A 24519-nucleotide genomic window follows, 5' to 3' on the forward strand; every position below is an offset into this window, starting at 1 on the left:
AAAGGGTTGCGCCAAATGTTGTATATGGCTAACATTTGATCAAATTCCTAAGAAGGTACGGTCGATTGCCGAAACAAACCGAAGGATCGCTTGTCGTCGAAGGGAGGCTTCTGTGCTCGCCGATGTGCCCGCAGGGCTCCAGACGCTTTTCGCCCCGCAGATTCAGCAGTTGGGTATGGCGGAGCGTCCCGTCTCCTTCGGAGGGGCGGCCGTGTTGCCCGAGACGGTGGGCCGTGGGTTTCTCTGGGTGGCGCCTATTGGCACGGGCTGCTTGCTCAGCATGCACGACTTCGTGCTCGATCGGGAAGTGGAGTTGCACGAGTATCCCCTCGCGTCGTGGTGCTTGGGGACGATGACGAAGCCGGTGGCGGCAGTGGCTCCGGTGCCGGATGCCGCCCGCACGATGGTGGCTGATGGCGAGGGCGCGTTGTCGTTTCGCCAGCAGGCAGGGGAGGTGCGCTTTCCCCTGATGCCGGGTCGGCGGCACCGCTCCACCACGCTGTGCTTTCTGCCCGAGTTCTTCGATTACGCCTCGGCGCTCACCGGCATCGATGCCGCAGCCATGAAGAGCGCCTTGGCCGATTCAGCGGCCGGTCCGCTGCCTGCCGGCGTCGCACGTGCGCTTTCCAGCCTGCGTCCGCCCGCGAGCGCTGAGGCGGCCGATCCGCTGCGCTACGGTGCCAAGGTGCTCGAGGCGCTCTCCCTGGTGGTGAGTGCGCGGGCGGGGGCAACAATCACTTGCGCGGCGGCGCCCGACCTTGGGCCTGCGCTTGACGTTGCCCGCGCATCAGCCGGTGCGCCGCCAGTGCTGGATGGATCCGCCGCGGCCGCCGAGTCGCTGGTCTTTCGTGCCGAGCGGATCATGGCCGATCGTTTGGCGGACTCGCTGACAGTGGAGGGCCTGGCCCGAGAGCTCTACGTGGGGAAGACAACGCTCGCTAACGCCTTTCGCACGGTGCGCGGATGCGGGGCGGCGGAACGGCTCGCGCAGCTGCGCATGGCGCGCGCCCGCGCGTTGCTGGCGGCGGGCGTGCCTGCAGGGGAATGCGCCTCGCGGGTCGGCTATCGCCACCAAAGCAGCTTCTGTGCCGCCTTCAAACGCGCCTGCGGCCTCACTCCCGCGGAATACGCCCACGACGCCCGCCGCTGCCTGTCGCCCGCTCGAGTGACTGCGCCCGAGCGGCGCTTCGACGCCGCGTTTTAGACATCCGCCCTGCGCATCCAGGCATCGGTGTGGATGCGCAGGCCGTTGGTGAGGGCGCGGCCGCCCATGAGGATGAAGTCGAAGGCGAGCCACAGAAGCGCACTGCGCACGGCGATGCTCTGGATGTGGGGCGCGATGCCCAAGGTGAACGCCAGCAGCACGGTAAGATAGACGGCGCTGACGAGCGCGCACGTGCGGGCGAGGTAGCGGAAGTCGCCCGCGCCGATGAGGATGCCGTCGGCGGCCCACATCCAGCTTTGCAGCGGAAGGGCCGCGCCGGTGATGACCATGCCGAGGCAGGCGAGGTGCTGCACCTCCGCGTTGGGGCTGAAGAGCTGCGGGGCCGCAAAGCCCAAGATCGCGAACAGCAGGCCGGCGACGGTTCCCACGCCAAGGCCGGCGCGCAGCGTGAGGCGCGTGAGACTGCGCGCCTTCGCCCATCGGGCCGCTCCCAGCTCGGCTCCCACGAGGGTCTGGCCCGCGATGGCCACCGCGTCGAGCATGTTCGCCATGAAGTTCCACGAAGCGTTCACCACCTGGTAGCCCGCGAGCACCTCGGTGCCCATCGACGCGGCGGCCACCACCGTGCCGACGAGGCCGCAGCGCAGCGCCAGGGTGCGCGCGAACAGCGGCAGCCCGTCGCGGCCCGCGCCCGCAATGCCGGCCCAGCGGGGCGCAAGGCCCATCTGCTGCTGGCGCGCCCAGCGCACAATGGGCACCAGGAGGGCGAGCCCCATGAACCACTGGGCGATAAAGGTGGCGAAGCCGGATCCGCCCACGCCCCAGCCGAGCACGATAACGAACAGCACGTCCAAAACCGTGTTGAGCACGGCGCCGGCAACGGCCGCCGCCAGGGTGATGCCCACTTTCTGGAGCCCGCGGTACAGCCCGTTGGCGGCGTACACCAACAGCATTCCCGGCGCGCCCAGCACCACGGCCCGCGTGTAGGCCACCGCTTGGGAAAGGTCGTCGCCCCGGCCTCCGAGCAGCCAGCAGAGCGGCTCGGCTGCCGCGAACAGGCCCGCGGCGAGGACGGTGCCGATTGCGAGGGCCAGCCACAGGCCGTCGATGCCCGCCTGCAGCCCCTCGCGCCTACGGCCAGCTCCGAAGAGCCGTGCCACCTGGGAGGTGGTCGCGTACGCCAGGAAGACGCAGAGGCCCACGGCGGTCAGGATGATGGTCGAGCCGAGGGCGAGCCCGGCAAGGGCGCTCTCTCCCACATGGCCGACGATGGCGGTGTCGATGAGGATAAAGGCCGGCTCGGCGATCAGCTGCCCGAACGTCGGCACCGCAAGCGCCAGAAGGGCTCCTGCGGTTTTCGCGGTGCCGGGGGCGCGGCGGGTGTTGTCCGGGGAAGATTGCTTCATGGGCCGAGTATAACAGTATTCAGGGGAGGCTCTTGCGTTGCCCGGCGCGCTGCGGGAGAGCGTGACGAGGATGCGGGGAGTGTGCTACAATGCTTTCTGCCTAAAGAAGGGCGCCCCGAACGGAACGCCCTTCGGCGAGGGTGCCTAGTCCTCGTCGTTGTGATTGGAGTTCCCGCCATTATTTGGCGGGTTCTCTTTTTGTAGCGCCAAAAGGGCTACAATGAAAGTGGCAGCCCCAATCACGACTTGGGCTAAGGCCAGCGCTTCGCTCATCTGCATCACCCCCTCTCGTAGCTAGCATAGTGTGGGGGTGCGTGCAGTGGGCTGAGTGCTCCCTGCGTGGGATAGTATACCATACAAATGTTCGTAGATTGGTGAGAATTCGATATGTACGGATTGAAGACCGAGAGCAGCTTCGACGCCTCTCATTTCCTGACCGATTACCATGGCAAGTGCGAGAACCTGCACGGGCACCGCTGGCGCGTGGTGGCCTATCTGGAGGTGGAGCGCCTGCAGACCGAGGGCACCTGCAAGGACATGGTGGTGGACTTCGGCGACTTCAAGGCCGCCGTGCGCGCGCTGACCGACCGGCTCGACCACCACTTCATCATCGAGGAGGGCTCCCTTGCCCCCGATACCCTCGCCTGCCTGGAGCGCGAGGGTTTCGCGCTGTTCACCGTGCCCTTCCGCACCACGGCCGAGAATCTCGCGAAGTGGTTCTTCGACGAGCTGGCCGCCCAGGGCCTGCCCGTGTCGCAGGTGGACGTGTACGAGACGCCGAACAACTGCGCCTACTACCGGGAGCAGCGCTAGGCCATGGTACCCGAGGAAGAGAACGACGGCCTGCTGGATGCCGAGCGGCACCAGGCGCGGCATACCATCGCGGCCCGGGCGCAGCTGTTCCCCGTGGCCGAGAAGTTCGTGAGCTTGAACGGGGAGGGACTCGCCGCCGGGCGCCCTGCGGCCTTCATCCGGTTCGCGGGCTGCAACATGTGGTGCACCTACTGCGACACGCGCTGGGCGAACCACCCGCTGGTGGAGGTGGAGGGCTGGAGCGTGCCGAACCTCGTGGAATGGGTGGCCGAGACGGGCGTGTCGTGCGTGACGCTTACCGGCGGCGAGCCGCTTCTGCAGCCCTACCTGCCCGATCTGGTGCAGGCGCTGCTGGCGGTGAGCGACCCGCGTCCCCTGCGCGTGGAAATCGAGACCAACGGCTCGCGCGACGTGGCCCCCATGGCGCACCTGCGCGAGGTCGCCGCCGAGGCGGGGCTGCCCGGCAGCCTGCACTTCACGGTAGATTGGAAGACCCCCGGCGCCGGCGAGGCCGTCTCGGCGGCCATGATGCGCGAGAACTACGATTTGCTGGACATGCGCGACGCGGTGAAGTTCGTCGTGGCCAGCACAGACGACCTGGCCTTCATGGAAGCGCGGGCCGACGAGGCGGGGCTGTGGGACCGCTGCCAGGTGCTCGTGAGCCCCGTGTGGGGCGCCATCGAGCCGGCCGAGATCGCAGCCTACCTCATCGAGCACGGCCTCGACCGCGCCCGCTTGCAGCTGCAGCTGCACAAGATCCTCTGGCCGAACGAGACGAAAGGCGTGTGATGGCTGGCAATCGAAAGGCGCTCGTGCTGTGCTCGGGTGGGGTGGACTCCACGACGCTTCTGGCCCGGGCCGTGGCGAAATACGGCGCCGAGAACGTGTACGCGCTCTCCATCAGCTACGGGCAGAAACACGCACGCGAGATAGAGGCGGCCCGGGCCGTGGCGGCCCACTACGGCGTGCAGCAGCGCTCCCTCGATCTGGGCGCCATCTTCGCCGACAGCTCCTGCTCGCTTTTGTCCCATTCCGATGCGGCGCTGCCGACAGGCACCTATGCCGAGCAGCAGGCCGAAGGCGGGGAAGGCGAGCCGGTGAGCACCTACGTGCCCTTCCGCAACGGGCTCTTCCTGTCATCGGCGGCCTCCATGGCGCTCTCGCTCGGCTGCGAGGCGGTGTGCTACGGCGCCCACCACGATGACGTGGCCGGCAATGCCTATCCGGATTGCTCGGTGGAATTCGTGGAAGCCATGAACCGCGCCATCGTGGAGGGCACGGGCGGCGAGCTGCGGCTGGAGGCGCCCTTCGTGCGCCTGACCAAGGCCGACATCGTGCGCGAGGGGTTGGCCCTCGGCGTTCCCTATGAGCTCACCTGGTCGTGCTACGAGGGTGGTGAGGCGCCCTGCGGCGTATGCGCCACCTGTTTGGATCGCGCCGCCGCCTTCGCCGCCAACGGCGTGGAGGACCCGGCGCTGGCAACCGGCATTACGAGAGGATAGCCTATGAAACCGATGGAAATGGCCGAGGTGCTCTTCGGCGGCGAGGATGATGTCGAAGGTGCCGAGGAGACGGCGCCCGAGGGCTCGGTGGACTCATCGGCGTTCGCGGCCATCGCGGCGCACTTGGAGCGCGGCGAGGCCCCGGCGAAGAAGAAGGCCGCTCCCGCGAAGCCGAAGCTCGGCGAGCCCATGGATTTGGCCGCGGCCCGCGAGGAGGGCCTGCGCACGGCCACAGCACCCCAGCACTACGTGGACGCGGTGAAGCGCCAGAAGATCGCCGAGGGCACGGCGAAGAAGGCCAAGGCATCGGCCGCGGCCGCCGACATCCCGGCGAAGGGCGCCAAGGCGTCGGCCCCCGCTCCGAAGGCGGCGAAGGCCCCGGCGAAGAAGAAGGCCGCCGCGTCCAAGACGCCCCGCACCGCTGCTTCTGGGCGCGACGAGGACGAGACGCGCGCCGGCGGCGTGACGCACCTGGGCAGCCAGGGCACGCAGTACCCCACCGACTACGACCCCACCGTGCTCGAGACCTTCGAGAACAAGCACCCGGACAACGACTACTTCGTGAAGTTCAACTGCCCGGAGTTCACGAGCCTGTGCCCCATCACCGGCCAGCCCGACTTCGCCACTATCTACATCTCCTACGTGCCCGGCGAGCGCATGGTGGAGTCCAAGAGCCTGAAGCTGTACCTGTTCAGCTTCCGCAACCACGGCGATTTCCACGAGGATTGCATGAACATCATCATGAAGGACCTCATCGACCTCATGGATCCGAAGTACATCGAGGTGTGGGGCAAGTTCACCCCGCGCGGCGGCATCTCCATCGATCCGTACTGCAACTACGGTCGTCCCGGCACGCCGTGGGAGAAAGTGGCCTGGCAGCGCCTGACCCAGCACGACATGTACCCCGAGAAAGTGGACAACCGTTAGATGGACACGCTTCCAGCCCAGCTGCAGCCGAACGCTGCCGGGCCCAGCCAAAAACGGCCCCAATGTATGGGTATGCTGCGGTGAACAAAAATAGTCCAAGCACCTGATCTGGGGTTATGCGAAACGCGCATTCGCTGGAAGGCAAGCAATCCATACATTGGGGCCGTTTTTGGCTTCAACGGCCCCAAAGTCCCTTCTGGCGGCGTGCCCGCCGCACCGTCGTCGCTTCCCGTGTTCTGTGGATTGTAACGAGCGCGCCTGTGGCGGTGACAGGCGGGGTGCTTTGTGCGAAAATGGACGGCAAGACACAAGAGTTTGAGCATGTTAGGTAGCCTGTCACCATGACCGCCCAGTTCAGCATCAGGGAAGCCGACCCCGCCGTCGTGGCACGTCTCCAGCACGACCTGGGGCTGCCCCGCTTCATCGCCGCCACGCTCGTCGGCCGCGGCATCACCACGGTGCGCGCCGCCAAGCGCTTCCTCTCGCCGTCGCTCGACCGCGACTGGGCGAATCCCTACGACATCCCCGGCCTCGCCGAGGTGGCCGACGGCCTCATCGCCGCCATCAAGGCGAAGAAGCGCATCGTCGTGTTCGGCGACTTCGACCTGGACGGCATCTCGGCCACCACGGTGCTCACCCGGGGTTTGCGCGCGCTCGGCGCGTGCGCCTTCCCCTTCATCCCGCGGCGCTTCGAGGAGGGCTACGGCATCACCGCGGCCGCCTTCGAGCGGGCCCGCGAGCTTTCCCCCGACGTGATCGTCACCGTGGATTGCGGCATCGCCTGCAAGCACGAGGTGGCCGAGATCGTGAAGACGGGTATCGAGGTGTACATCACCGACCACCACGAGGCGGCCGACCTGGTGCCCGAGGACGTGTGCGTGGCCGACCCGAAGATGCACCCCGGATGCCCGAGCGCCATCCTGGCCGGCGTGGGCGTGGCCTTAAAGCTCGTGCAGATGATGGGCTCGCGCCTGGGGTTCCCGCATCTGTGGCGCAGCTACACCGACTTCGCCACGCTGGGCACCGTGGCCGATCTCATGCCCATGCGCGACGAGAACCGGGCGCTCGTGGCCGACGGGCTCTCCCGTATGAACGAGAACCCGCGCCCCTGCATCGCGGCGCTTCTGGCCACCACCGGCCAGGCCGGCAAGCCCATGAGCGCCACGAACCTGTCGTTCTCGCTCATCCCGCGGCTGAACGCCGCCGGGCGCATGGGCAATGCCGATCTGGCGCTCGATCTGCTCATGTGCGACAACTACGCCGAGTGCTGCACCATGGCCGAGGCGCTCGAGGACGTGAACAACCAGCGCCGCGCCATCGAGGCTGAGCTGTCGGACATCGCCCGCGCCCAGGCCGGCGAGATCTACCACGGCCAGCGGGCGCTCGTGGTAGCCGGCGAGGGTTGGCACGAGGGCGTGAAGGGCATCGTGGCCTCGCGGCTCGTGAACACCTACGGCGTGCCGTCGCTTTTGTTCACGGTGGACGGCGACGAGGCCCGCGGCAGCGGCCGGTCCGTGGGCAACGTGAACCTGTTCGAGGCGGTGGAGTCGCTCTCGCACCTCACCACCCGCTTCGGGGGCCACGGGGCGGCGGTGGGCGTGACCATCCCCACGAAGAATCTGAAGAAGTTCGCCGAGGGCTTGGACTCCTACATGCAGAAGCTTCCCGAGGCGGCCTTCCATCCCATGACCTGCGTGGACGCGGCGGTGGACCTCTCCGAGCTGACCCTTGATACCGTGGCGCTCGTGGATCGGCTCGCTCCCTTCGGCCAGGAGAACCCCCAGCCGGTGTACTTGGCCCGTAACGTCACCCTCGTGAACACGCGCGCCGTGGGCCAGGGCAAGGACCACTTCGCCTGCACGCTCACCAACGGGCGCGCCTCGGTGGCGGGCATCATGTTCCACTGCCCGGCCATCGACGCCCTGCTCGTGAACGACGCGGTGGTGGACGCCGCCTTCACGGTGCAGATAGACGAGTGGCGCGGCCGCCATTCGGTGAAGGCGATGCTGGAGGCGGTGGCCCCGGCGCGCACCTGCTGCGCCCTGGAGGCCTGCCTCGATCCCGACGCGCTCGCCTTCTTCGCCGACAAGTTCGCCGAGTCCGACGAGGACCTGCTCGCCGCCGAGGTCGCCGACGAGGACGCGCCCGCGGGCGAGCCCGGCTTGGCCGAGCGCCGCCGGAAGTGGGAGGGGGTGGCCGCCCGCGATCCGAAGGGCCTCGAGGCCGCCGTCATCGAGGCCATCATCGGGAAGGCCTCGCTGCACCCGGCCCAGCGCCAGATCTTGGACGCGCTCGCGGCCGACCGCTCCACCTTCGCCGTCATGGCCACCGGCCGCGGCAAGTCGCTGTGCTTCCAGGTGCACGCCGCCGTGCGCGCCCTCATGTCCCACGACGCGAGCCTGTTCATCTACCCGCTGCGCGCGCTCATCGCCGACCAGGTGTTCCACCTGCGCGCGAGCCTCGAGCGCTTCGGGGTGGCCAGCGCCGTCATCACCGGCGAGTCCACGCCCGAGGAGCGCGCCCGGGTGTACGCGGGCCTGGCCGACGGCACCATCGACATCGTGCTCACCACGCCGGAGTACCTCATGTTCCACACCGACGAGCTGGCCGCCTCCGGGCGCATCAAGTTCGTGGTGGTGGACGAGGCGCACCACATCGGCCAGGCCAAGGCCGGCCAGCGCGTGGCCTACACCCAGCTCGGCCATGCGCTTGCGCGCCTTGGCGCGCCTACGGTGCTCGCGGTGACGGCCACGGCCAACGACGACATCGCCGATGATATCGATGCGGTGCTTCCCGTGCGCGAGTCGGTCATCGACGAGACGGCCCGCGAGAACCTGTTCGTGGACGACCAGCGCAACATCTCGCACCGCGACGACTATCTGGCGAGCCTCGTGGCCACCGGCGAGAAGACCGTCGTCTATGTGAACTCCCGCGAGCATTCGGTGGCCCTCGCGCGCCTGTTGCGCCGCCGCGTGCCCCAGCTCGCTTGCCTTATCGGCTTCTACAACGCCGGGCTCTCCCGCGCCGAGCGCAAGCGTGTGGAAGAGCTGTTCCGCAACGACGACTTGAAGGTGCTCGTGGCCACCTCGGCCTTTGGGGAAGGGGTGGACATTCCCAACATCCGGCACGTGGTGCTGTATCATCTGCCCTTCAGCGATGTGGAGTTCAACCAGATGAGCGGCCGGGCCGGGCGCGACGGCAAGCCGGCGTGGGTGCATCTGCTCTACGGGCGGGGGGATGCGGCCCTAAACGAGCGCATCCTGGCCGAGGCCACGCCCGACCACGACGTGATGGCCCAGGTGTACCGCCGGCTGCGCCATCTGCAGCGGGAGTGCCCGAACGACTACTTCCGCGTGGGCGACGCCGACCTGGCCGAAACGTCCTCGGACTGCTTCCGCGCCGTGAGCCCCACCTCGGCGGCCTGCGGTCTGGCGGTCTTCCGGGAGCTGGGCCTCATCGAGACGCGCACGGTGTACGAGGAGGGCCGTCCCGCGCTCTGGGTGCGGGTGCGCGAGGGGGCCGACCGCGTGGAGCTGACCGACTCGGTGCGCTACCGCGAGGGGATCGACGAGCGCACGGGCTTCGGCGGCTTCTGCAACTGGGCGCTGGGCTGCGACGCCCAGGGGCTCACCATCCGCCTGAGCCACCCCATCGTGCCGAAGCGGCCGCCGGGGCGCTAGGGGATACTGACGATTCCGCGGTCCTGGTGGCCGCGTGAGAAGGAGAAGGGAGGCGCCGGTGAGCGCCGAGAAGGAAGATATGCCGTACCGCGGGGTCACGCCCGCGGCCGTGGCCGAGGGGTCGGCCACCAAGCAGACCGTGGACGCCCTTCTGGGCCGTCCCGACCCCACGGGCCAGTCGGCCGCCTCGGCGGCGAGCACGCCCGAGGGCCGCTTCGCCGAGCTCGCGCGGCTCACGGGCGCCTATATGGACGCCGAGGAGGAGGCCATGCTCGCCCGCGCCTTCGAGTTCGCGCGCACGGCCCATGCGGGCCAATGCCGCAAGTCGGGCGAGCCGTTCATCATCCACCCCATCGAGGTGGGTATCATCCTGGCCGATCTGCGCATGGACGCGGAGACCATCTGCGCGGCGCTGCTCCACGACACGGTGGAGGACACGAAGGTGACCGCCGAGGAGGTGGAGGAGACCTTCAACCCCCAGGTGCGCGCGCTCGTGGAGGGCGTGACTAAGATCACCCGCATCGAGGTGGAGAGCCTCACCGACGAGCAGGCGGCCACCATCCGCAAGATGTTCGTGGCCATGTCCAAGGACATCCGCGTCATCGTCATCAAGCTGGCCGACCGCCTGCACAACATGCGCACGCTCGCGGCCCTGCGGGAGGACCGCCGCATCTTCAAATCGCGCGAGACCCTGGAGATCTACGCGCCCATCGCGCACCGCCTCGGCATCAACTCCATCAAGTGGGAGCTTGAGGACCTGTCCTTCTTCTACCTGGAGCCCAACAAGTACAAGCAGGTCAGCCGCATGGTCACTGAGTCGCGGGCCGAGCGCGAGAAGTACCTGGCCGATGTTATCGACGTGCTCCACGAGGAGATGGACAAGCTCGGCATCACCGCCCAGATCATGGGGCGCCCGAAGCATCTGTACTCCATCTACCAGAAAATGACGAAGAAGGGCAAGGGCTTCTCGGAGATCTACGACCTCATCGCCGTGCGCATCATCACGAGCTCGGTGAAGGACTGCTACTCGGCCCTGGGCGCGGTGCACACCATCTGGCACCCCATGCCCGGCCGCTTCAAAGACTACATCGCCATGCCGAAGTTCAACATGTACCAGTCGCTGCACACGACGGTCATGGGACCGACGGGCCGGCCTTTGGAGGTGCAGATCCGCACCGAGGAGATGCACCGCAACTCCGAGTACGGCGTGGCGGCCCACTGGCGCTACAAGGAGACGGGGGGCTCGCGCCCGGGTAGTGCCGACAACCTGGACGCGCAGCTTGCGTGGCTGCGCCAGATGGTGGACTGGCAGGACGAGACCGAGGACTCCCGCGAGTTCTTGAAGTCGCTGAAGATGGACCTCGACAACACCGAGGTGTTCGTGTTCACGCCCCAGGGCGAGGTCATTTCGCTGCGGGCTGGCTCCACTCCCATCGACTTCGCCTACGCCATCCACACCGAGGTGGGCAACCACTGCGTGGGCGCGAAGGTGAACGGCTCCATCGTGCCCCTGTCCTACAAGCTGCAGGTGGGCGACCGCGTGGAGATTCTCACCCAGAAGAGCGCTGGGCCCTCCCGCGACTGGCTGAACCTCGTGAAGACTCCGAGCGCGCGCTCGAAGATCCGCTCCTATTTCTCGAAGGTGACCCGCTCCGACGATTTGCAGATGGGCCGCGACATGCTCGCCCGCGAGATGCGCAAGCACGGGCTCGGCATTTCCAACGCGCAGTCGATCCGGGCGCTGAAGCTCGTGGCCGAGGCCATGGGGTTCAAGGATCCCGACGACATGTTCGTGCAGGTGGGAGCGGGGAAGGAGCGCGCCCAGCACGTGAGCAATCGCCTGCTGAAGATTCTCGTGGATAAGGGCAACGAGGAGGCCGGCAAGCCCAACGTGGGTGCCTCGGCGTCTTCCACCGGCATCATGCCGCCCATGCTCACGAGCGTGAAGCGCCCCAAGAAGCACGAGACCCACACTTCCCAGGGCATCGTGGTGAAGGGCGTCGACGACGTGCTCGTGCGCCTGTCGCGCTGCTGCAACCCGGTGCCGGGCGACGAGATCTTAGGGTTTGTGACCCGCGGGCGCGGCGTGTCGGTGCACCGGGCCGACTGCCCCAACGCGCTCGATCTGAAGCGCCATCCCGAGCGCATCATCGATGTGGAATGGGAGGGCACGCCCTCGGCGGCGGCCACCTACCAGGTGGAGATCTACGTGGAGGCCCTCGACCGCATGAGCCTGCTTCTGGATGTGACTCGGGTCATCTCCGAGATGGGGGCCAACGTGCTGTCGTGCAACACCACCACCCACCGCGACGGTATGGTGGAGATGCGCTTTTTGTTCCAGGTGAGCGATTTGTCGGTTATCGAGAGGATGACAAAGCGCCTCACCGAGGTGGACGGCGTCTTCGATGCCCATAGAATGATGCCCCAAGGAGCATCCAAGAAAGGATAGTCATGGCAGTGGATCTGTATGAGGTGAGCGGGCTTTGCGTTGATGTGAAGTACCTGGTCATGGGCGTGCTCGCCAACAACGTGTACATCATCTCCGACGGTGAGGGCACCATGGTGGTCGACCCGAGCTGCTCGGCCGACAAGATTCTGGCCGCCCTCGACGGGGCGAAGGTGGACGCCATCGTGCTCACCCACGGGCACTTCGACCACACCGGCGCCGCCGCCGAGCTGCGCGAGGCCACCGGTGCGCCCGTCATCGCGAGCGCGGCCGATGCGCCCCAGATCGAGCACCCCTCCGACGACGACCTGTCCACCCGCGGGGTGCCCTGCCCGGTGGATCGCACCGTCGAGCACGGCGATGTGGTGGAAGTGGGCGGCATGAAGTGGAAGGTCATCGCCACGCCGGGTCATACCAAGGGCTCCATCTGCCTGTTCGACATCCCTCAGTTCGGCAACCACCCCAAGGGGCTGCCGGTGCTCGTCTCCGGCGACACGCTGTTCGCCGGCACCATCGGCCGTACCGACTTCGAGGGCGGCTCGATGGCCGATATGCGCGCGTCGCTCAAGAAGCTCGCGGCGCTGCCCGACGACACGGCGGTCCTTCCCGGCCACAACAACCTCACCACGATCGGCGCCGAGCGCCGCCGCGTCTTCGCCCTCTACGGCGATCCCGAGTAGCCGTCGGCTCGCGAGACTTTCGAAATCGGGCCACATTTTGCGCCGGTGACGACACTTCCACATTACCAAAAAAACATGACCCCCTGTATTGGTGACAGGGTGTCATGGGTTAGACTTTAGGCACGGCGCTTTTTGCGGCGCGCGACCGTCTGTTGAAGGGAACTTCGTGACCATCGAGTGGACTTTCTTCCTCTCCGAGCTGATGCAGAACCCCATCCTGCTGGTGGTGACGCTGCTCAATATCGGCGTCATCATCGTGAACGGCGCCACCGATGCTCCCAACGCCATCGCCACGGCGGTCTCGACGCGCGCCATGAAGCCGCGCCACGCCATCATCATGGCAGCCGTCTTCAACTTCCTCGGCCTCCTGCTCGTGTCCCTCGTATCCACGGCGGTGGCCCACACCATCTTCTCCATGGTGGACTTCGGGGGAGACGCGCACCAGGCGCTCACGGCGCTTATGGCGGCTATGGTGGCCATCATCGTGTGGGGCGCCTCGGCCTGGTGGTTCGGCATTCCCACGTCCCAGTCCCACTCGCTCATCGCCGGTCTCACGGGCGCGGCCATCGCCGTGCAGGGGGGCTTCGGCGCCATTAACGGCGCGGAGTGGATGAAGGTCATCTACGGCATCCTGCTCTCCACGCTGCTCGGCTTCGGCCTGGGCTGGATCAACTACAAGATCATCGGGCGGCTGTTCCGCAATGTGGAGCGCACGCGCGCCAACCGTTTCTTCAAGTGGGCGCAGATCTGCTCCGGCGCGTCGGTGGCCTTCATGCACGGCGCTCAGGACGGCCAGAAGTTCATGTCCATCTTCATGCTGGCCATCATGATGACCGCCGGCATGGGCATGGACCTGTCGGGTGTGGCCATGCCCCTGTGGCTCATGCTCTTCTGCGCCTTCAACATGGGGCTCGGCACGGCTGTGGGCGGCGAGCGCATCATCAAGTCCGTGGGCATGGACATGGTGAAGCTCGAGGCGTTCCAGGGCTTCGCGGCGAGCCTGTCCACCTTCGTGAGCCTTTTTCTGGCCACCTTCGGCGGCCTGCCCGTTTCCACCACGCACACCAACACCACGGCCATCATGGGCGTGGGGGCGGCGAAGAACCCCAAGGGCGTGAAGTGGTCCATTGCCGTCGACATGGTGAAGACATGGGTGCTCACCTTCCCCGGGTGCGGTATCCTTGGTTTTGTCTGTGCTAAGCTGTTCCTTATGATCCTGTAACGCGAAAAGGAGATCACCGTGGGTAAGAAGCACAAGTACGATTACTTTGCCGCCTATGAGGAGCTGTCCGATCTGGCCGTGCAAGAGGCGAGCGTGCTCGTCCGCGCCATGGAGAACTTCACCGACGCGGCTTCCCTGCGCTCGGTGCTCGAGGAAGCGCACGAGCTGGAGCATGCCGGCGACAACATCAACCACGACATCTACAAGCATGTCGGCGGCGACTTCATGCCGCCCTTCGACCGCGAGGACATCGTGGCGCTCGCGGGCTCGCTCGACAACATCCTCGACGAGATCGAGGATGTGCTGCAGTACTTCTACATGTTCGATGTGCACCAGATTCCCGACGACGCCCTGCGCTTCGCCAAGCTCATCCGCAAGTCGTGCAAGGCCGTGGACGCCGCCATGGAGGACTTCCGCAACTTCAAGAAGTCGAAGAACTTCAAGCAGCTGGTCATCCAGGTGTCCGACAACGAGGAAGAGGCCGACGTGCTGTACATGGAGGTTATCCGCAACCTGCATGTGAACCATGCCGACGAGCCCATGCACGTGATGAAGTGGTCGCGCCTGTACGCCTTCATGGAGAGCTGCTGCGACGCCTGCGAGCACACGGCCGACCTCATGAGCACCATCCTGCTGAAGAACATGTAGGGAACGCGGGCCGGGGACGGCGACGGGTTTGCCCGCGCCTCGGCGTGAAGCGCCTACCTCTCAGCTTCGGCGGGTTTTCCTTCGGCGTCCTCGGGTTTCGGGGACGCCGTTTCCGTTTCGGCCTCCGTTTCGGCCTCCGTTTCGGCCCGCTTCGCTTGCGCGGTCTTCTCGGCCTTCTTGCGGTCGCGGGGGTTGCCGGCTTTCACCTCGCTCTTGGAGCGATGGCGCACCGGCTCGGGAGTCTGGGGCTCGAAGGGGTCCGGGGCCGTCTCCGGCTCGGGGTCGAGGCCGATGATGCGGTACAGCTCGTCGCGGTCGACGACGATGCGGTCGGAAGGATCGGGCTCGGGAACCGCCTCGTCGGCGCGGTTGCCGGCAGATGGCACCTTCTCGGTGCCGACGACGGGCAGCTCCAACTTGTCCATGAGCACGGTGGGCTCGAACTGCTCGGCGGTCTCGTCCATCCAGCGGCCGCTGAGACGGTTGTACAGACGCTTCCCCTGGCGCTTGAAGCGCTCGTAGCGCGTGTTTCCCTGGCGCTCGCGGGCCGTCTTACCCATGGGCACATGCACCTTGCGGGCGATGAAGCGCGCAGGCCGCGCGACGCTCTCCACCACGCGGTCGGAGTAGTCACGGGGCGGCTTGGTGCGCCAGCCTAGGATGAGCGACAGGTAGCGCAGGCCCATGATGAGCGTGGCGCACAAAAAGCCCGCCGAGCTGGGAAGGATGCCGTTGACCTTCAGGGGGCAGTACACGATGCACCCGATGAGCGCGGCGCTGCCGTAGATGGGGCCGGCTTGGAAGGCCACGGGCGAGCGGTTCATGAGCACGTCGCGGGAGATGCCGCCCCCGATGGCGGTAATGGTGCCGAGCACGACCGACGGGATGACGCCGAGGCCGGCCGAGAGGCTCTTCGAGGCGCCGATGATGGCCCACAGGGCCACCGAGATGTTGTCGAGCAAATCCACGATGGGATCGAGGTAGGTGGCCAGCTTGCCGAAGTAGAACACCACGACCCCGGCCACGGCGCACGAGAGCAGGAACCACGGGCTCTGGAAGGCGTACAGGCCGTAGTTCTGCAGCAGAACGTCGCGGATGATGCCGCCGCCCATGCCGGTGATGCACGCGATGGCTACGGTGCCGAAGATGTCGTAGCGGGCGCGCACCGCGGACATGCCGCCGGACAGGCCGCCGGTGACGGTAGCGGCGAACTCGAACCAGAAGGGAAGGGTGAAGGCGGTCTCTAGCATGCGGGCGCGTCCTCGTCGGCATGAGCGGCATCCGCAGGCGCGGCAGAGGAGGCCGCCACGCTCTCGACGGCCGTGATGCGGGCCACGACCGGCTCGCCGTAGAAGTTCAAGTCGGCAGCGAGCCGGCGGGCCTCCGCCTCGCCGAACCCGTCGTCGTCCATGGTCGCGAGCGCCGCGAGCGCCTCGGCCCGGGCGTTCTCGTATAAGTCCCAGAAGCTCTCGGTGCGCACCTGGCCGGTGAACGGATCGGTCCACGGCTCGCCATGCTCGTTGGCGAAGGGCGTCTCGGCGCGCTCTGCGCCGCGATGGCTTAGGGCCGCCAGCATCGAATGGGGCCGCACGGTGCGCTCGAGGACGCCCAATGCCCGGCGCTTCGCCCCCGAAGGCGAGTAGAGCACGCGCTGGGCCGCCCGGTCGGCGCGCACGGAGGCGCGGAACAGGTTCTCGGGAATCGACGTGTCGAGGGCATCGCGCACTGCCGCGGCATACAGGCGCGAAACGGTCGAGAGCATGGCGTCGCTGCCCTTCAGGATGGAACGGGCCGGGTTGAAGCTGGCAACGGTCTCGCCGCGCTTGGCGGTAAGCGCCAGCTCGTCCAAGTCGGTTTCGATGACTGCGTGCACCTCGCTGTGGTCGTCGGGCGTAAGCCCCTCTATGCCGGCACCGGTCAGCGTCCGCTCCTGGCAGAACACCAGCGGGTGCACGGCGCGGTCGAGCAGGTAGTGGCAGGCAAAGCCCAGCACGTAGGCCCGCGCGGTCGAGCGCGACGAAGCCGGAAGATGCGGGACGGCCCGCTTGAAGGCGACGAGCAGTTCGGCCGGCTGGCGACGATGCAGGGCGCTTCCCAGATCGCGCCAGGCAAGGTAGCGCACATCGGCGCCGACGAAGAAGAGCGGATCGGGCCCCTGGTTGCCGAGCAGGAACGCCTCGGCCTCATCGCGGGTGCCTCCGATAGACTCGAAGGCGGCACCGTAGATGTCCTTGGCGAACAGATCGTGGGTGATGATGGCCGGCATTACAGGCTCCTCCCGACAGGCTCGGATGGCAGGGCGCCGGGGCGGGGCGCCGCGGCGAAGTGCCTATAGTACGCAACGGCTTCATCATAGACAATGGGCGGCCCGCGAGCGGCCCGCGCCCGTCCACCGTCGGAAAACCGACATAAGAAAACGGCCCCCCTCATTTCTTGGTATAGTGGTGGCTCACGTATTCGGAAGGCAATTCCTCGCATTCTTTAGAAGGAGAAAGCGCCATGGCTCTGATTGTCGCGAAGTTCGGGGGAACCTCGGTCGCGTCGCCCGAGCGCATCAAGAACGTCGCCAAGCGCCTCGTGCGCATACGCCAGGCCGGCGACGAGGTAGTGGCCGTGGTCTCGGCTATGGGCAAGACCACTGACGAGCTCATGGGCCTTGCCAGCGCCGTCACTGGCGCGCCTCCGGCCCGCGAGCTCGACCGGCTGCTGTCCACGGGCGAGCAGGTGTCCATGACCCTTCTGGCCATGGCCATCGAGGCGCTCGGCTACAAGTCCATGAGCTTCACCGGCCGCCAGGCGGGCATCGAGACCGACGGCACCCACAACAAGGCGAAGATCATCAAGGTGCACAACGAGCGCATCTTGGACGCCCTCGACGCGGGCTACATTCCCGTCGTGGCGGGTTTCCAGGGGATCGATGCCAACGGCGACATCACCACCCTCGGCCGCGGCGGCTCGGACACCACGGCGGTGGCCATCGCCTGGGGCATCAACGCCGACGTGTGCGAGATCTACTCCGATGTGGACGGCGTCTACACCACCGACCCGCGCGTGGCGCCCCGCGCCCGCAAGCTCGACTCGGTCTGCTACGACGACATGCTGGAGCTCTCCAGCGCCGGCTCGGGCGTCCTGCAGAGCCGCGCGGTGGAGTTCGCGCGCAAATGGAAGGTGGTCATCCACTCCCGCTCGGCGTTCTCCGAGGCGGAAGGCACCTATATCAAGGAGGAGTACGAAATGGAAGAAGCCGTCATCACCGGCATCGCCAGCGACACGTCCGAGGTGAAGGTCACCGTGCGCGGGCTGCCCGACGCGCCCGCCGTGGCCGCGAAGATGTTCTCCGCCCTGGCCGCCAACAACGTGAACCTCGACATGATCATCCAGAACGTGGCCGAAGGCGGCGTCACCGACATCTCGTTCACCACTCCAGGCGCCGACCTGGCCCGGGCGGCGGAGACCCTCGAGCGCATCGTCCCCGAGATCGGCGCGCGCGAGTTCATCGTGGACGAGGACATCGCGAAGGTGAGTTTGGTGGGCACCGGCATGAAGTCGTCGCCCGGCGTGGCATCGCGTGCCTTCCAGACCCTCGGCGACAACAACATCAACATCGTGGCCATCTCCACCTCGCCCATCCGCCTGTCGGTCATCGTGGACGCGGCCCAGGCCACCAAAGCCGTGCAGTGCCTGCACACCGCCTTCGGCCTGGATTCGGACGATCTGTTCGTGGAGACGCAGCTGTCGGCTGAGGAAATTGCCGCGAAGATGAAGAAAGGGCGGTAGCGTCGTCCGCGCCGCGCCGCGCCGCGCCGCGCCGGTCGGCGGGGGTACGTTGAGTACCCGCTTCGCTATTCGCCTTCGGCTCAGGCGCTCCGCTCCTGCATGCTTTTATGAGCGCCCTTCGAGCGCAAAGAATTTGGTGTTCAGAGAACTCATCGTACCCCCGCCGGCCGTCACAGCACTGCTCGGCATGAAGCGAAAGGACTTTTCATGACTTGGACGAAAGAAATGCCCGCGAATCCGGTTGTTGCCGTGGCCGGGGCCACAGGTGCGGTGGGGCAGGAGTTCCTGCGCGTGCTGCATGATGTGGATTTCCCCGCTTCCGAGGTGCAGGCGCTGGCGAGCGCGCGCTCGGCGGGCAAGACGGTGCCCTTCGAGGGCTGCGGGCAGGTGCCCGCGGGCGAGCTTGTGGTGCAGGAGATGACGCCCGAGTCCTTCGAGGGCGTGGACATCGCCCTGTTCTCGGCCGGAGCGGGCGTGTCCAAGGCCATGCGCGAGGCGGTGACGGCGGCCGGCGCCGTGATGATCGACAACTCGAGCGCCTTCCGCATGGATGAGGATGTGCCGCTCGTGGTGCCCGAGGTGAACCCGCAGGACGTGGCGTGGCATTCCGGCGTCATCGCGAACCCGAACTGCTCCACCATCCAGATGGTGGTGGCCTTGAAGCCCCTCTACGACCTGTCGCCCATCAAGCGCGTGGTGGTGTCCACCTACCAGGCGGCCTCGGGTGCCGGCGCGCCGGCCATGGCAGAGCTCTTCGACCAGACGCGCGACTACCTGAACGGCACGCCCGACGAGGAGCTGACCATCGAGGCCTTCGCCCACCGTATCGCCTTCAACACCATTCCGCACATCGACGTGTTTTTGGAGGACGGCTCCACCAAGGAAGAGTGGAAGATGGTGGTTGAGACCAAGAAGATCATGAACGATCCGGCCATCGAGGTGGCCGCCACCTGCGTGCGCGTGCCGGTGCTGCGCTGCCACGGCGAGTCCATCAACGTGGAGTTCGCCGACGAGGTGACGGTGGAGGCGGCCCGCGCGGCTCTGGAGGCCGCCCCGGGCGTGCAGGTGATGGACGACATCGAGAACAAGGTGTACCCCATGCCCGGTCTGCTCGCCGGCACCGACGGCACCTTCGTCGGCCGCCTGCGCAAGGATCCCACGGTGCCCCACGGCATCGCCTTCTGGGACGTGGCCGATCAGATCCGCAAGGGCGCGGCGCTGAATGCCGTGCAGATCGCCCAGCTGCTACTTCCGTAGGGGAGGCTCCGGCTTCGGCTCCGGCTTCGCCACCGACATCAACGCCATGAGGCGGCCTGCGGGTCGCCTCTTTTCGTTGGTAGCCTTGGGCTCTGCGTTGGCAATGGTTGGTAATGCTTCGTTCGATACTTGAAAGGGGCCTTTTCTGCACGAGATCGCGATTTATGAGCGTCTCGGAAGATGATTCGCTCTCGACCGCGGAAAACCGACGATTTACTCAATGGCTTGACCTGGTGTTTCCCGAAGCTCTTTCCAGATTGCGATGTTGGTGCGATAGCTGAGACGCTCATAAATCGCGATCTCGTGCAAAGCGAGGCACCTTCGTCGACCGAGCGCGTTCTCAAACGCCGACTGATCCATCAGCTGCCCTCCTTGCAACCAGCGATCTTGGCAGTCGACTATCCCCGGTAGCCCCGCGGCAGCTGGTTGCTTCCGCGGCAGTTTCCGCCCGCTTTCCGCATGCAAGCCTGTGCTCTGAAGGGGGGTGCCACGACGGTTTTGAATCTTCAGCGTACTCAGATCCGTTTCCTGCACGGGCATGGTAAGAGACGACCCAAAGAACAGCGCTCCGCTCATGAATGTCGGTTCGATAGATTTGCATCGATCATGATCGACAGTGCGCAAGGCCTGTTATCTTGCAGGGCATGGAAGTGATTTTCAGCCATATAACGGCCCTGGGCCTTCTTAGAACATGGTCGTGTAACCATCCCCTGACGTTGCGCGCCTTTCATGATCTGCGCACTCGCGATGTGGGGCATCTCCCTTCCTCTCATCTGAAGGGCTTTAGCTCGCTTGCTTGCACGGCAGATACCGAGGCCGCCATTCGTGCGGTAATTGCGGGTGTGAAGAAGAGCAGCTTGAGGCGCATGCTCGAAGAATTGTGGGAAGATGCTGCAGCTGAGAATCCCCTCCATGTCCTTGCGCGGCCCAAAGCTGGACGCCACTCTACGAAGCGGGTTCGCCTCCATCAGCTTGCCGCGATGCTTCCGCGTCGGGCTTTCCTTGAAATCGGCTCGGGTATTGCCGTGTGCTCTCCCGAGCTCGTGTTCGTTCAAATGGCCGAGACCCTTTCCGTGGGCGAGCTCGTCGCCTTGGGTTACGAGCTTTGCGGATGCTACCCCTTGGGTCAAGATCTGCCGGGTGCGCTCGTAAGGGCTCAGCTCACAACGCCAAATCGGCTCGCTGCATTTATCGACCGCGCCAAGCGCATTAAAGGGCTGCGAAAGGCGCGCATCGCCGTGCAATTCGTCAGTGCGAAATCTGCCTCCGTGAAGGAAACGGAAATGGGCGCCTTGTTTCTGATGCCCATGCGATGGGGCGGTTTGGGCTTGCCGCCGGCGCTTGCCAACGAGCCGGTTGTGCTTTCGGAAGAGGCAGCGCGCATCGCGCGGGGCAACCGGGTGGTGTGCGATTTGCTGTGGCCGCAAGCCCGCGTTGCGGCGGAGTACGATGGCCGTGCTTACCATACCGAGCGGCATCAGCAAGCACGCGACTCTCGACGGCGCGATGCCCTGATCGTCGATGGTTACGATGTCGTGACGGTTACGTCCTCGCAGATCGACAGTGCTTCTGAGTTCATCGAGATAGCCGATGCTCTTTCGCGTAAAACAAGAGGCAGGACTTCCGTGCGCCCCGCTTCTTTTTCGAGCCGCCACGCGCAGCTTCGCTATGATCTGCGTACATTCCATCACCGGCACTTCCCTCCGTCCTCCGCGGAGGCAAGTGGTGCATATCCTTCATCTGCCTGCAGCGATCAGCAAACGTAAATTCTCAGCTTCCAAGGCCGCCGTGCCTATCTGCTAAAGGACGCCTTCTGCATGGAGGGCGGAGTCGCGCGAGTTTCGAGGTTGCCGCCACGCATCGGGGCCCTGGCTGGCGAACTGCCCTGAAATTGCAGCAGATCGCGAGCTATAAGCGTCCGATGCCGGGGCACGAAATGATATCCGTTTGGTCTAAAATGCCTGACCTGGGGTTTTGCTAACGAAGCTTTTCGAAAGGCCGACAGGGGACATGCGCGGACGCTCATAACTCGCGATCTCAGGCAGAAAACGAGAGGTTCATCGACCGAGTTGGCCGTCAACTCCTTGAGTCGTCGCGATACACGGCGCGCACGAGATATTCCACGTTGCCTTCAGGGCCGGTAATAGGCGACTCCACCGCACCCGTTACGGCGAAGCCCTCCGCGGCGAGCGCCGCCTTCACCTCTTCCACAGTGCGCAGCCGCACGGCCGCATCGCGCACCACGCCGCGGTCGGTTTCGTCGTGGGCCGATTCGAACTGCGGCTTCACCAGGCCGATGAACACGGTGCCAGGCCGGCTGAAGCGGGGAAAGAGGGGGGCGAGCGCAGCCAGGCCGATGAACGACACGTCGATGACGATGAGGTCGAAGGGTGCGCCCAGCTCGGCAGGTTCGGCATCCTTGATGTTCGTGCGTTCGAAAACGGCTACGCGCGCGTCCTGGCGGATCTTCCAGGCCAGCTGCCCGTAGTTCACGTCGAGCGCCGCGACGCGGGCGGCCCCTGCCTGCAAGAGGCAGTCGGTGAAGCCGCCGGTGGACGAGCCGATGTCCAGGCAGTTCATGCCGGTGACATCCTGTTCGAAGGCGTCGAGCGCGCCCTGCAGCTTCTTGCCGCCGCGCGAGACGAACTGCTTGCGTCCCCTCAGGAAGATGTCCGCGTCGGACCGCACGAGTTGGGCCGCGCTTGTGGCGTACACGTCGTCCACCCGCACCTCGCGGGCCATGACGGCGCGCAGCACCGCATCGCGGTCGGGGAAGTCGCCCCGCTCGACGAGCAGGTCGTCCAGGCGTTGTTTCTTCGGCTTGTTGCTCATGGGGCCATTATACCCCGAGGTCGCTGGAACGGGGCAGCGCCGCCCTCTCGGTCCCGAGAAGGGCGGAGCTCGTCGCGGTCAGGCGCTCGGCGAGAAGGTTGCGGTCGATGTTCTTCAACTGCGCGATGCCGGCAAGCGCGTTGCCCAGTTCGGCGAGCCAGATGTTAGCGGGAAGTGTCTCTCCCTCGTGGGAGGGCATATCGGTTTCCAGCAGCAGGCGGTCGAGGGGGATCTGGCGCGCGTACTCGCGCCCCCGCCGCGATGCCAGCATGCGGGGGCCAATCGAGAAGTAGCAGCCAGCTCTCACAGCGCGGGCCAGGTCGTCGGACGTGCCCGAGAACCAGTGGAACACCACCTTGTGCCGGTCGGTCGTGCTGTGCTCCTCGAGCAGATCGAGCACGACGTCGGCGGTATGCACGGCATGTATCGAAACGAGCTTGCCGGCGGTCTCGGCAGCGGCAGGGGCGGCATCGCAGGCATCAAGGATGCGGTTCAGCGCCGCAATCTGCAGGCGCTGGCTCTCGTCGTCATCGCGCGGCGCGGCGAAGTCCAGCCCGATCTCCCCGATGAAGCGCGTCGCCGGGGCCAGCGCGCAGAAACGTTCCAGCTCGGCGTCGCCCACGCGCCCGTCGGCGATCCACCAGGGGTGGGCGCCCAGAGCCACAGCGACGTTCGGCGCCTCTATTAGGGCGGAGCGCAGCCGCTCGTATTCCGCCGGCTCCACCGTGCATGAGAGCGCGCCGATACCCGCTTGCGCCGCCGCAGCCGCTGAGGTCGCAGGCGCGGGTGTAAATCCCAAATGACAGTGCATGTCGTAAAGCTGTTCCATGGTGAAGAGCATAGCACAGCGGAGCGTTTCCGAGAGGGTTGGGGCTGCTCCGTTTTTTTTGCGACCAGCGTGTGCGATATACTGACAAGCCGTGAGATTTTGTTGCGGGTTCGAGATCGCCTTTGTACTCGCCTGCTGTGTTGGACGATGGGAGCCCACGAAAGGGGGACGCCGTGTCTACTATCGCGAACATAATCTGGATCATATTCGGTGGCCTGATCACGGCTATTGCCTGGTGCCTTGCGGGGATTATCTTCTCCATTACCATCATCGGCATTCCGCTTGGTCGGCAGTGCTTTAAGATGGCGTCGCTTACGCTGGCGCCCTTCGGGAAGACGATTGTCTACGGGGGCGGCGCGCCGTCGCTCATCGCCAACATCTTCTGGCTCATCTTGGCTGGGCTGCCCATGGCCATTTCCTACGCGGTGCTCGGCGTGGTTTATTGCATCACCGTCATCGGCATTCCCATTGGGCTGCAGTGCCTCAAGATGGCGAAGCTGTCGCTTTTGCCCTTCGGCGCGCAGGTGGTGTAGCCTTCGCGGAAGGTGCCGGGGGATGGCGGCCGGAGGCTCGCTGAGCCCCGTTCGGCGGGTATGCGGCTGGAATGTGGCCCTAGGATATGACGGTATGCCAGTCGGCCTGGGCGGCGTCGGGGCTCTCGTTCGACCCGAGGTCCTCGGGGACGGTCTGCTCCTCGAACTCGGTCTGCTGCACCTTCTCGGCCTGGGTGGGGTTCATCCAGTCGCCGGCGGCGGCGAAGGCGATGCAGAGCACGATGACCGCCACGATGGCGATGACCGCCCAGATGAGCCCGGGATGCTTGCGCGTGTTCGCCTTGGGGCCGCCCTCGTCTACCTCGAACTCCTGCATGGCGGGGAATTCGGGATCGTCGGCCGATGACTCCAGCACGGTCGGCTCCTCGGCGGCCAGCGGGTCGCGTTCGGCGAAGGTTTCCTTGCGGCCCTCGGGGTGCTCGGGGGCCGTGTCGTGCTCTATTTCCCGGGCTTTGTGGTCACTCATAAGGGGTCCTCTCTCGACGATGGCATGGGGCGGAAGCGCGCTGGTGCGCGACGTCGGCTCCGGGCGCCTTCCCGCTCGTCCGTGCCGGTTCCTTTCGCTTCCATGGTAGAGCGCGGGGCCGCGAAGGGGCCTTGCGCGGGCGAGCAGTGGGGAATTGTTGGGGAAACTGCTTCGCTTTTGTTGAAATTCGCCCTCGGGGGATGATGCCGCCGGCCGCTCGGGGATGATGCGCCCGTCCTCGGGGCAGCTATGGTAGGAAGCGACAAGCCACGCGCTCGCGCGAGAGGGTGGCCGAGCATTGCGTCTTGGCCACTT

22 protein-coding genes are annotated in these 24519 nt (G+C 66.1%); 14 read left to right on the forward strand and 8 right to left on the reverse strand.

What is annotated here, in order from left to right; translation table 11 throughout:
* The first annotated feature begins 112 nt into the window (after positions 1 to 112).
* On the forward strand, positions 113 to 1204 hold the full coding sequence (locus Q5064_RS03700; protein ID WP_302962382.1) for a helix-turn-helix domain-containing protein: 1092 nt from the start codon (positions 113 to 115) through the stop codon (positions 1202 to 1204).
* Here Q5064_RS03700 and Q5064_RS03705 read toward each other — a convergent pair.
* Both Q5064_RS03705 and Q5064_RS03710 read right to left on the reverse strand, forming a co-directional pair.
* Positions 1201 to 2571, reverse strand: a complete 1371-nt coding sequence (locus Q5064_RS03705; RefSeq protein WP_302962383.1) for an MATE family efflux transporter — start codon at positions 2569 to 2571, stop codon at positions 1201 to 1203. The two genes, Q5064_RS03700 and Q5064_RS03705, sit on opposite strands and share 4 nt — an antisense overlap.
* A gap of 144 nt (positions 2572 to 2715) precedes the next feature.
* Positions 2716 to 2844: a hypothetical protein gene (locus Q5064_RS03710; RefSeq protein ID WP_016309272.1), complete on the reverse strand. Its 129-nt coding sequence runs from the start codon at positions 2842 to 2844 to the stop codon at positions 2716 to 2718.
* Between the two features lie 114 nt (positions 2845 to 2958).
* On the opposite strand from Q5064_RS03710, the gene Q5064_RS03715 reads away from it, so the two are divergent.
* The 9 genes from Q5064_RS03715 to Q5064_RS03755 all read left to right on the forward strand — a co-directional run bounded on the left by Q5064_RS03715 (position 2959) and on the right by Q5064_RS03755 (position 14489).
* Positions 2959 to 3384, forward strand: coding sequence for a 6-carboxytetrahydropterin synthase (locus tag Q5064_RS03715; protein ID WP_302962385.1), 426 nt, complete (start codon positions 2959 to 2961; stop codon positions 3382 to 3384).
* A 3-nt stretch (positions 3385 to 3387) separates the two neighbouring features.
* Positions 3388 to 4173, forward strand: a complete 786-nt coding sequence (locus Q5064_RS03720) for a radical SAM protein (RefSeq protein WP_302962386.1) — start codon at positions 3388 to 3390, stop codon at positions 4171 to 4173.
* Positions 4173 to 4886 (forward strand): 7-cyano-7-deazaguanine synthase QueC, encoded by a 714-nt coding sequence (gene queC / locus Q5064_RS03725; RefSeq protein ID WP_302962387.1) that lies wholly within the window; start codon positions 4173 to 4175, stop codon positions 4884 to 4886. Before Q5064_RS03720 ends, queC begins: the two co-directional genes overlap by 1 nt.
* Positions 4887 to 5348: 462 nt before the next feature.
* A complete protein-coding gene (gene queF, locus Q5064_RS11360; RefSeq protein WP_368389093.1) occupies positions 5349 to 5813 on the forward strand; it encodes a preQ(1) synthase in 465 nt (154 codons plus the stop codon).
* A gap of 341 nt (positions 5814 to 6154) precedes the next feature.
* Entirely contained in the window at positions 6155 to 9493 is a 3339-nt protein-coding gene (gene recJ, locus Q5064_RS03735; RefSeq protein ID WP_302962390.1) for a single-stranded-DNA-specific exonuclease RecJ, read from the forward strand.
* 79 nt (positions 9494 to 9572) lie between these two features.
* Positions 9573 to 11942, forward strand: coding sequence for a bifunctional (p)ppGpp synthetase/guanosine-3',5'-bis(diphosphate) 3'-pyrophosphohydrolase (locus Q5064_RS03740; RefSeq protein ID WP_302962423.1), 2370 nt, complete (start codon positions 9573 to 9575; stop codon positions 11940 to 11942).
* 2 nt (positions 11943 to 11944) lie between these two features.
* Entirely contained in the window at positions 11945 to 12619 is a 675-nt protein-coding gene (locus Q5064_RS03745) for an MBL fold metallo-hydrolase (RefSeq protein ID WP_302962391.1), read from the forward strand.
* A 166-nt stretch (positions 12620 to 12785) separates the two neighbouring features.
* Positions 12786 to 13841: an inorganic phosphate transporter gene (locus Q5064_RS03750; RefSeq protein WP_302962392.1), complete on the forward strand. Its 1056-nt coding sequence runs from the start codon at positions 12786 to 12788 to the stop codon at positions 13839 to 13841.
* 18 nt (positions 13842 to 13859) lie between these two features.
* Positions 13860 to 14489, forward strand: a complete 630-nt coding sequence (locus Q5064_RS03755; protein WP_302962393.1) for a DUF47 domain-containing protein — start codon at positions 13860 to 13862, stop codon at positions 14487 to 14489.
* A 53-nt stretch (positions 14490 to 14542) separates the two neighbouring features.
* Here the strand turns inward: Q5064_RS03755 and Q5064_RS03760 are convergent, their stop codons facing one another.
* Positions 14543 to 15739 carry a trimeric intracellular cation channel family protein gene (locus tag Q5064_RS03760; protein ID WP_302962394.1) on the reverse strand — a complete coding sequence of 399 codons (1197 nt, stop codon included), beginning with the start codon at positions 15737 to 15739 and terminating at the stop codon, positions 14543 to 14545.
* The gene (locus Q5064_RS03765) at positions 15733 to 16755 is read right to left on the reverse strand and encodes a peptidase (RefSeq protein WP_302962395.1); all 1023 of its coding nucleotides are present in this window, start codon (positions 16753 to 16755) and stop codon (positions 15733 to 15735) included. The genes Q5064_RS03760 and Q5064_RS03765 overlap by 7 nt, the downstream gene beginning before the upstream one ends.
* Before the next feature lie 233 nt (positions 16756 to 16988).
* Here Q5064_RS03765 and Q5064_RS03770 point away from each other — a divergent pair, with 233 nt between their 5' ends.
* The gene (locus Q5064_RS03770; RefSeq protein ID WP_302962396.1) at positions 16989 to 18266 is read left to right on the forward strand and encodes an aspartate kinase; all 1278 of its coding nucleotides are present in this window, start codon (positions 16989 to 16991) and stop codon (positions 18264 to 18266) included.
* Between the two features lie 207 nt (positions 18267 to 18473).
* Positions 18474 to 19523, forward strand: coding sequence for an aspartate-semialdehyde dehydrogenase (locus Q5064_RS03775; RefSeq protein WP_302962397.1), 1050 nt, complete (start codon positions 18474 to 18476; stop codon positions 19521 to 19523).
* A 213-nt stretch (positions 19524 to 19736) separates the two neighbouring features.
* Here Q5064_RS03775 and Q5064_RS03780 read toward each other — a convergent pair whose 3' ends face one another.
* Entirely contained in the window at positions 19737 to 19883 is a 147-nt protein-coding gene (locus Q5064_RS03780; RefSeq protein WP_302962398.1) for a hypothetical protein, read from the reverse strand.
* Positions 19884 to 20158: 275 nt separating this feature from the next.
* Between Q5064_RS03780 and Q5064_RS03785 the strand changes: the two genes are divergently transcribed.
* On the forward strand, positions 20159 to 21289 hold the full coding sequence (locus Q5064_RS03785; protein WP_302962399.1) for a hypothetical protein: 1131 nt from the start codon (positions 20159 to 20161) through the stop codon (positions 21287 to 21289).
* A gap of 310 nt (positions 21290 to 21599) precedes the next feature.
* Here the strand turns inward: Q5064_RS03785 and Q5064_RS03790 are convergent, their stop codons facing one another.
* Together Q5064_RS03790 and Q5064_RS03795 are read right to left on the reverse strand one after the other, a co-directional pair.
* Positions 21600 to 22355, reverse strand: a complete 756-nt coding sequence (locus tag Q5064_RS03790; RefSeq protein ID WP_302962400.1) for a TlyA family RNA methyltransferase — start codon at positions 22353 to 22355, stop codon at positions 21600 to 21602.
* Between the two features lie 7 nt (positions 22356 to 22362).
* Positions 22363 to 23184 carry a TatD family hydrolase gene (locus Q5064_RS03795; RefSeq protein WP_302962401.1) on the reverse strand — a complete coding sequence of 274 codons (822 nt, stop codon included), beginning with the start codon at positions 23182 to 23184 and terminating at the stop codon, positions 22363 to 22365.
* A gap of 173 nt (positions 23185 to 23357) precedes the next feature.
* Between Q5064_RS03795 and Q5064_RS03800 the strand changes: the two genes are divergently transcribed.
* A complete protein-coding gene (locus Q5064_RS03800; RefSeq protein ID WP_302962402.1) occupies positions 23358 to 23717 on the forward strand; it encodes a YccF domain-containing protein in 360 nt (119 codons plus the stop codon).
* Positions 23718 to 23796: 79 nt separating this feature from the next.
* Here the strand turns inward: Q5064_RS03800 and Q5064_RS03805 are convergent, their stop codons facing one another.
* Complete coding sequence (locus Q5064_RS03805; protein ID WP_302962403.1) at positions 23797 to 24204, reverse strand: hypothetical protein; 408 nt, start codon at positions 24202 to 24204, stop codon at positions 23797 to 23799.
* Positions 24205 to 24519: the final 315 nt, after the last annotated feature.

It is taken from the genome of uncultured Adlercreutzia sp., from assembly GCF_958431955.1.
GTDB lineage: Bacteria > Actinomycetota > Coriobacteriia > Coriobacteriales > Eggerthellaceae > Adlercreutzia.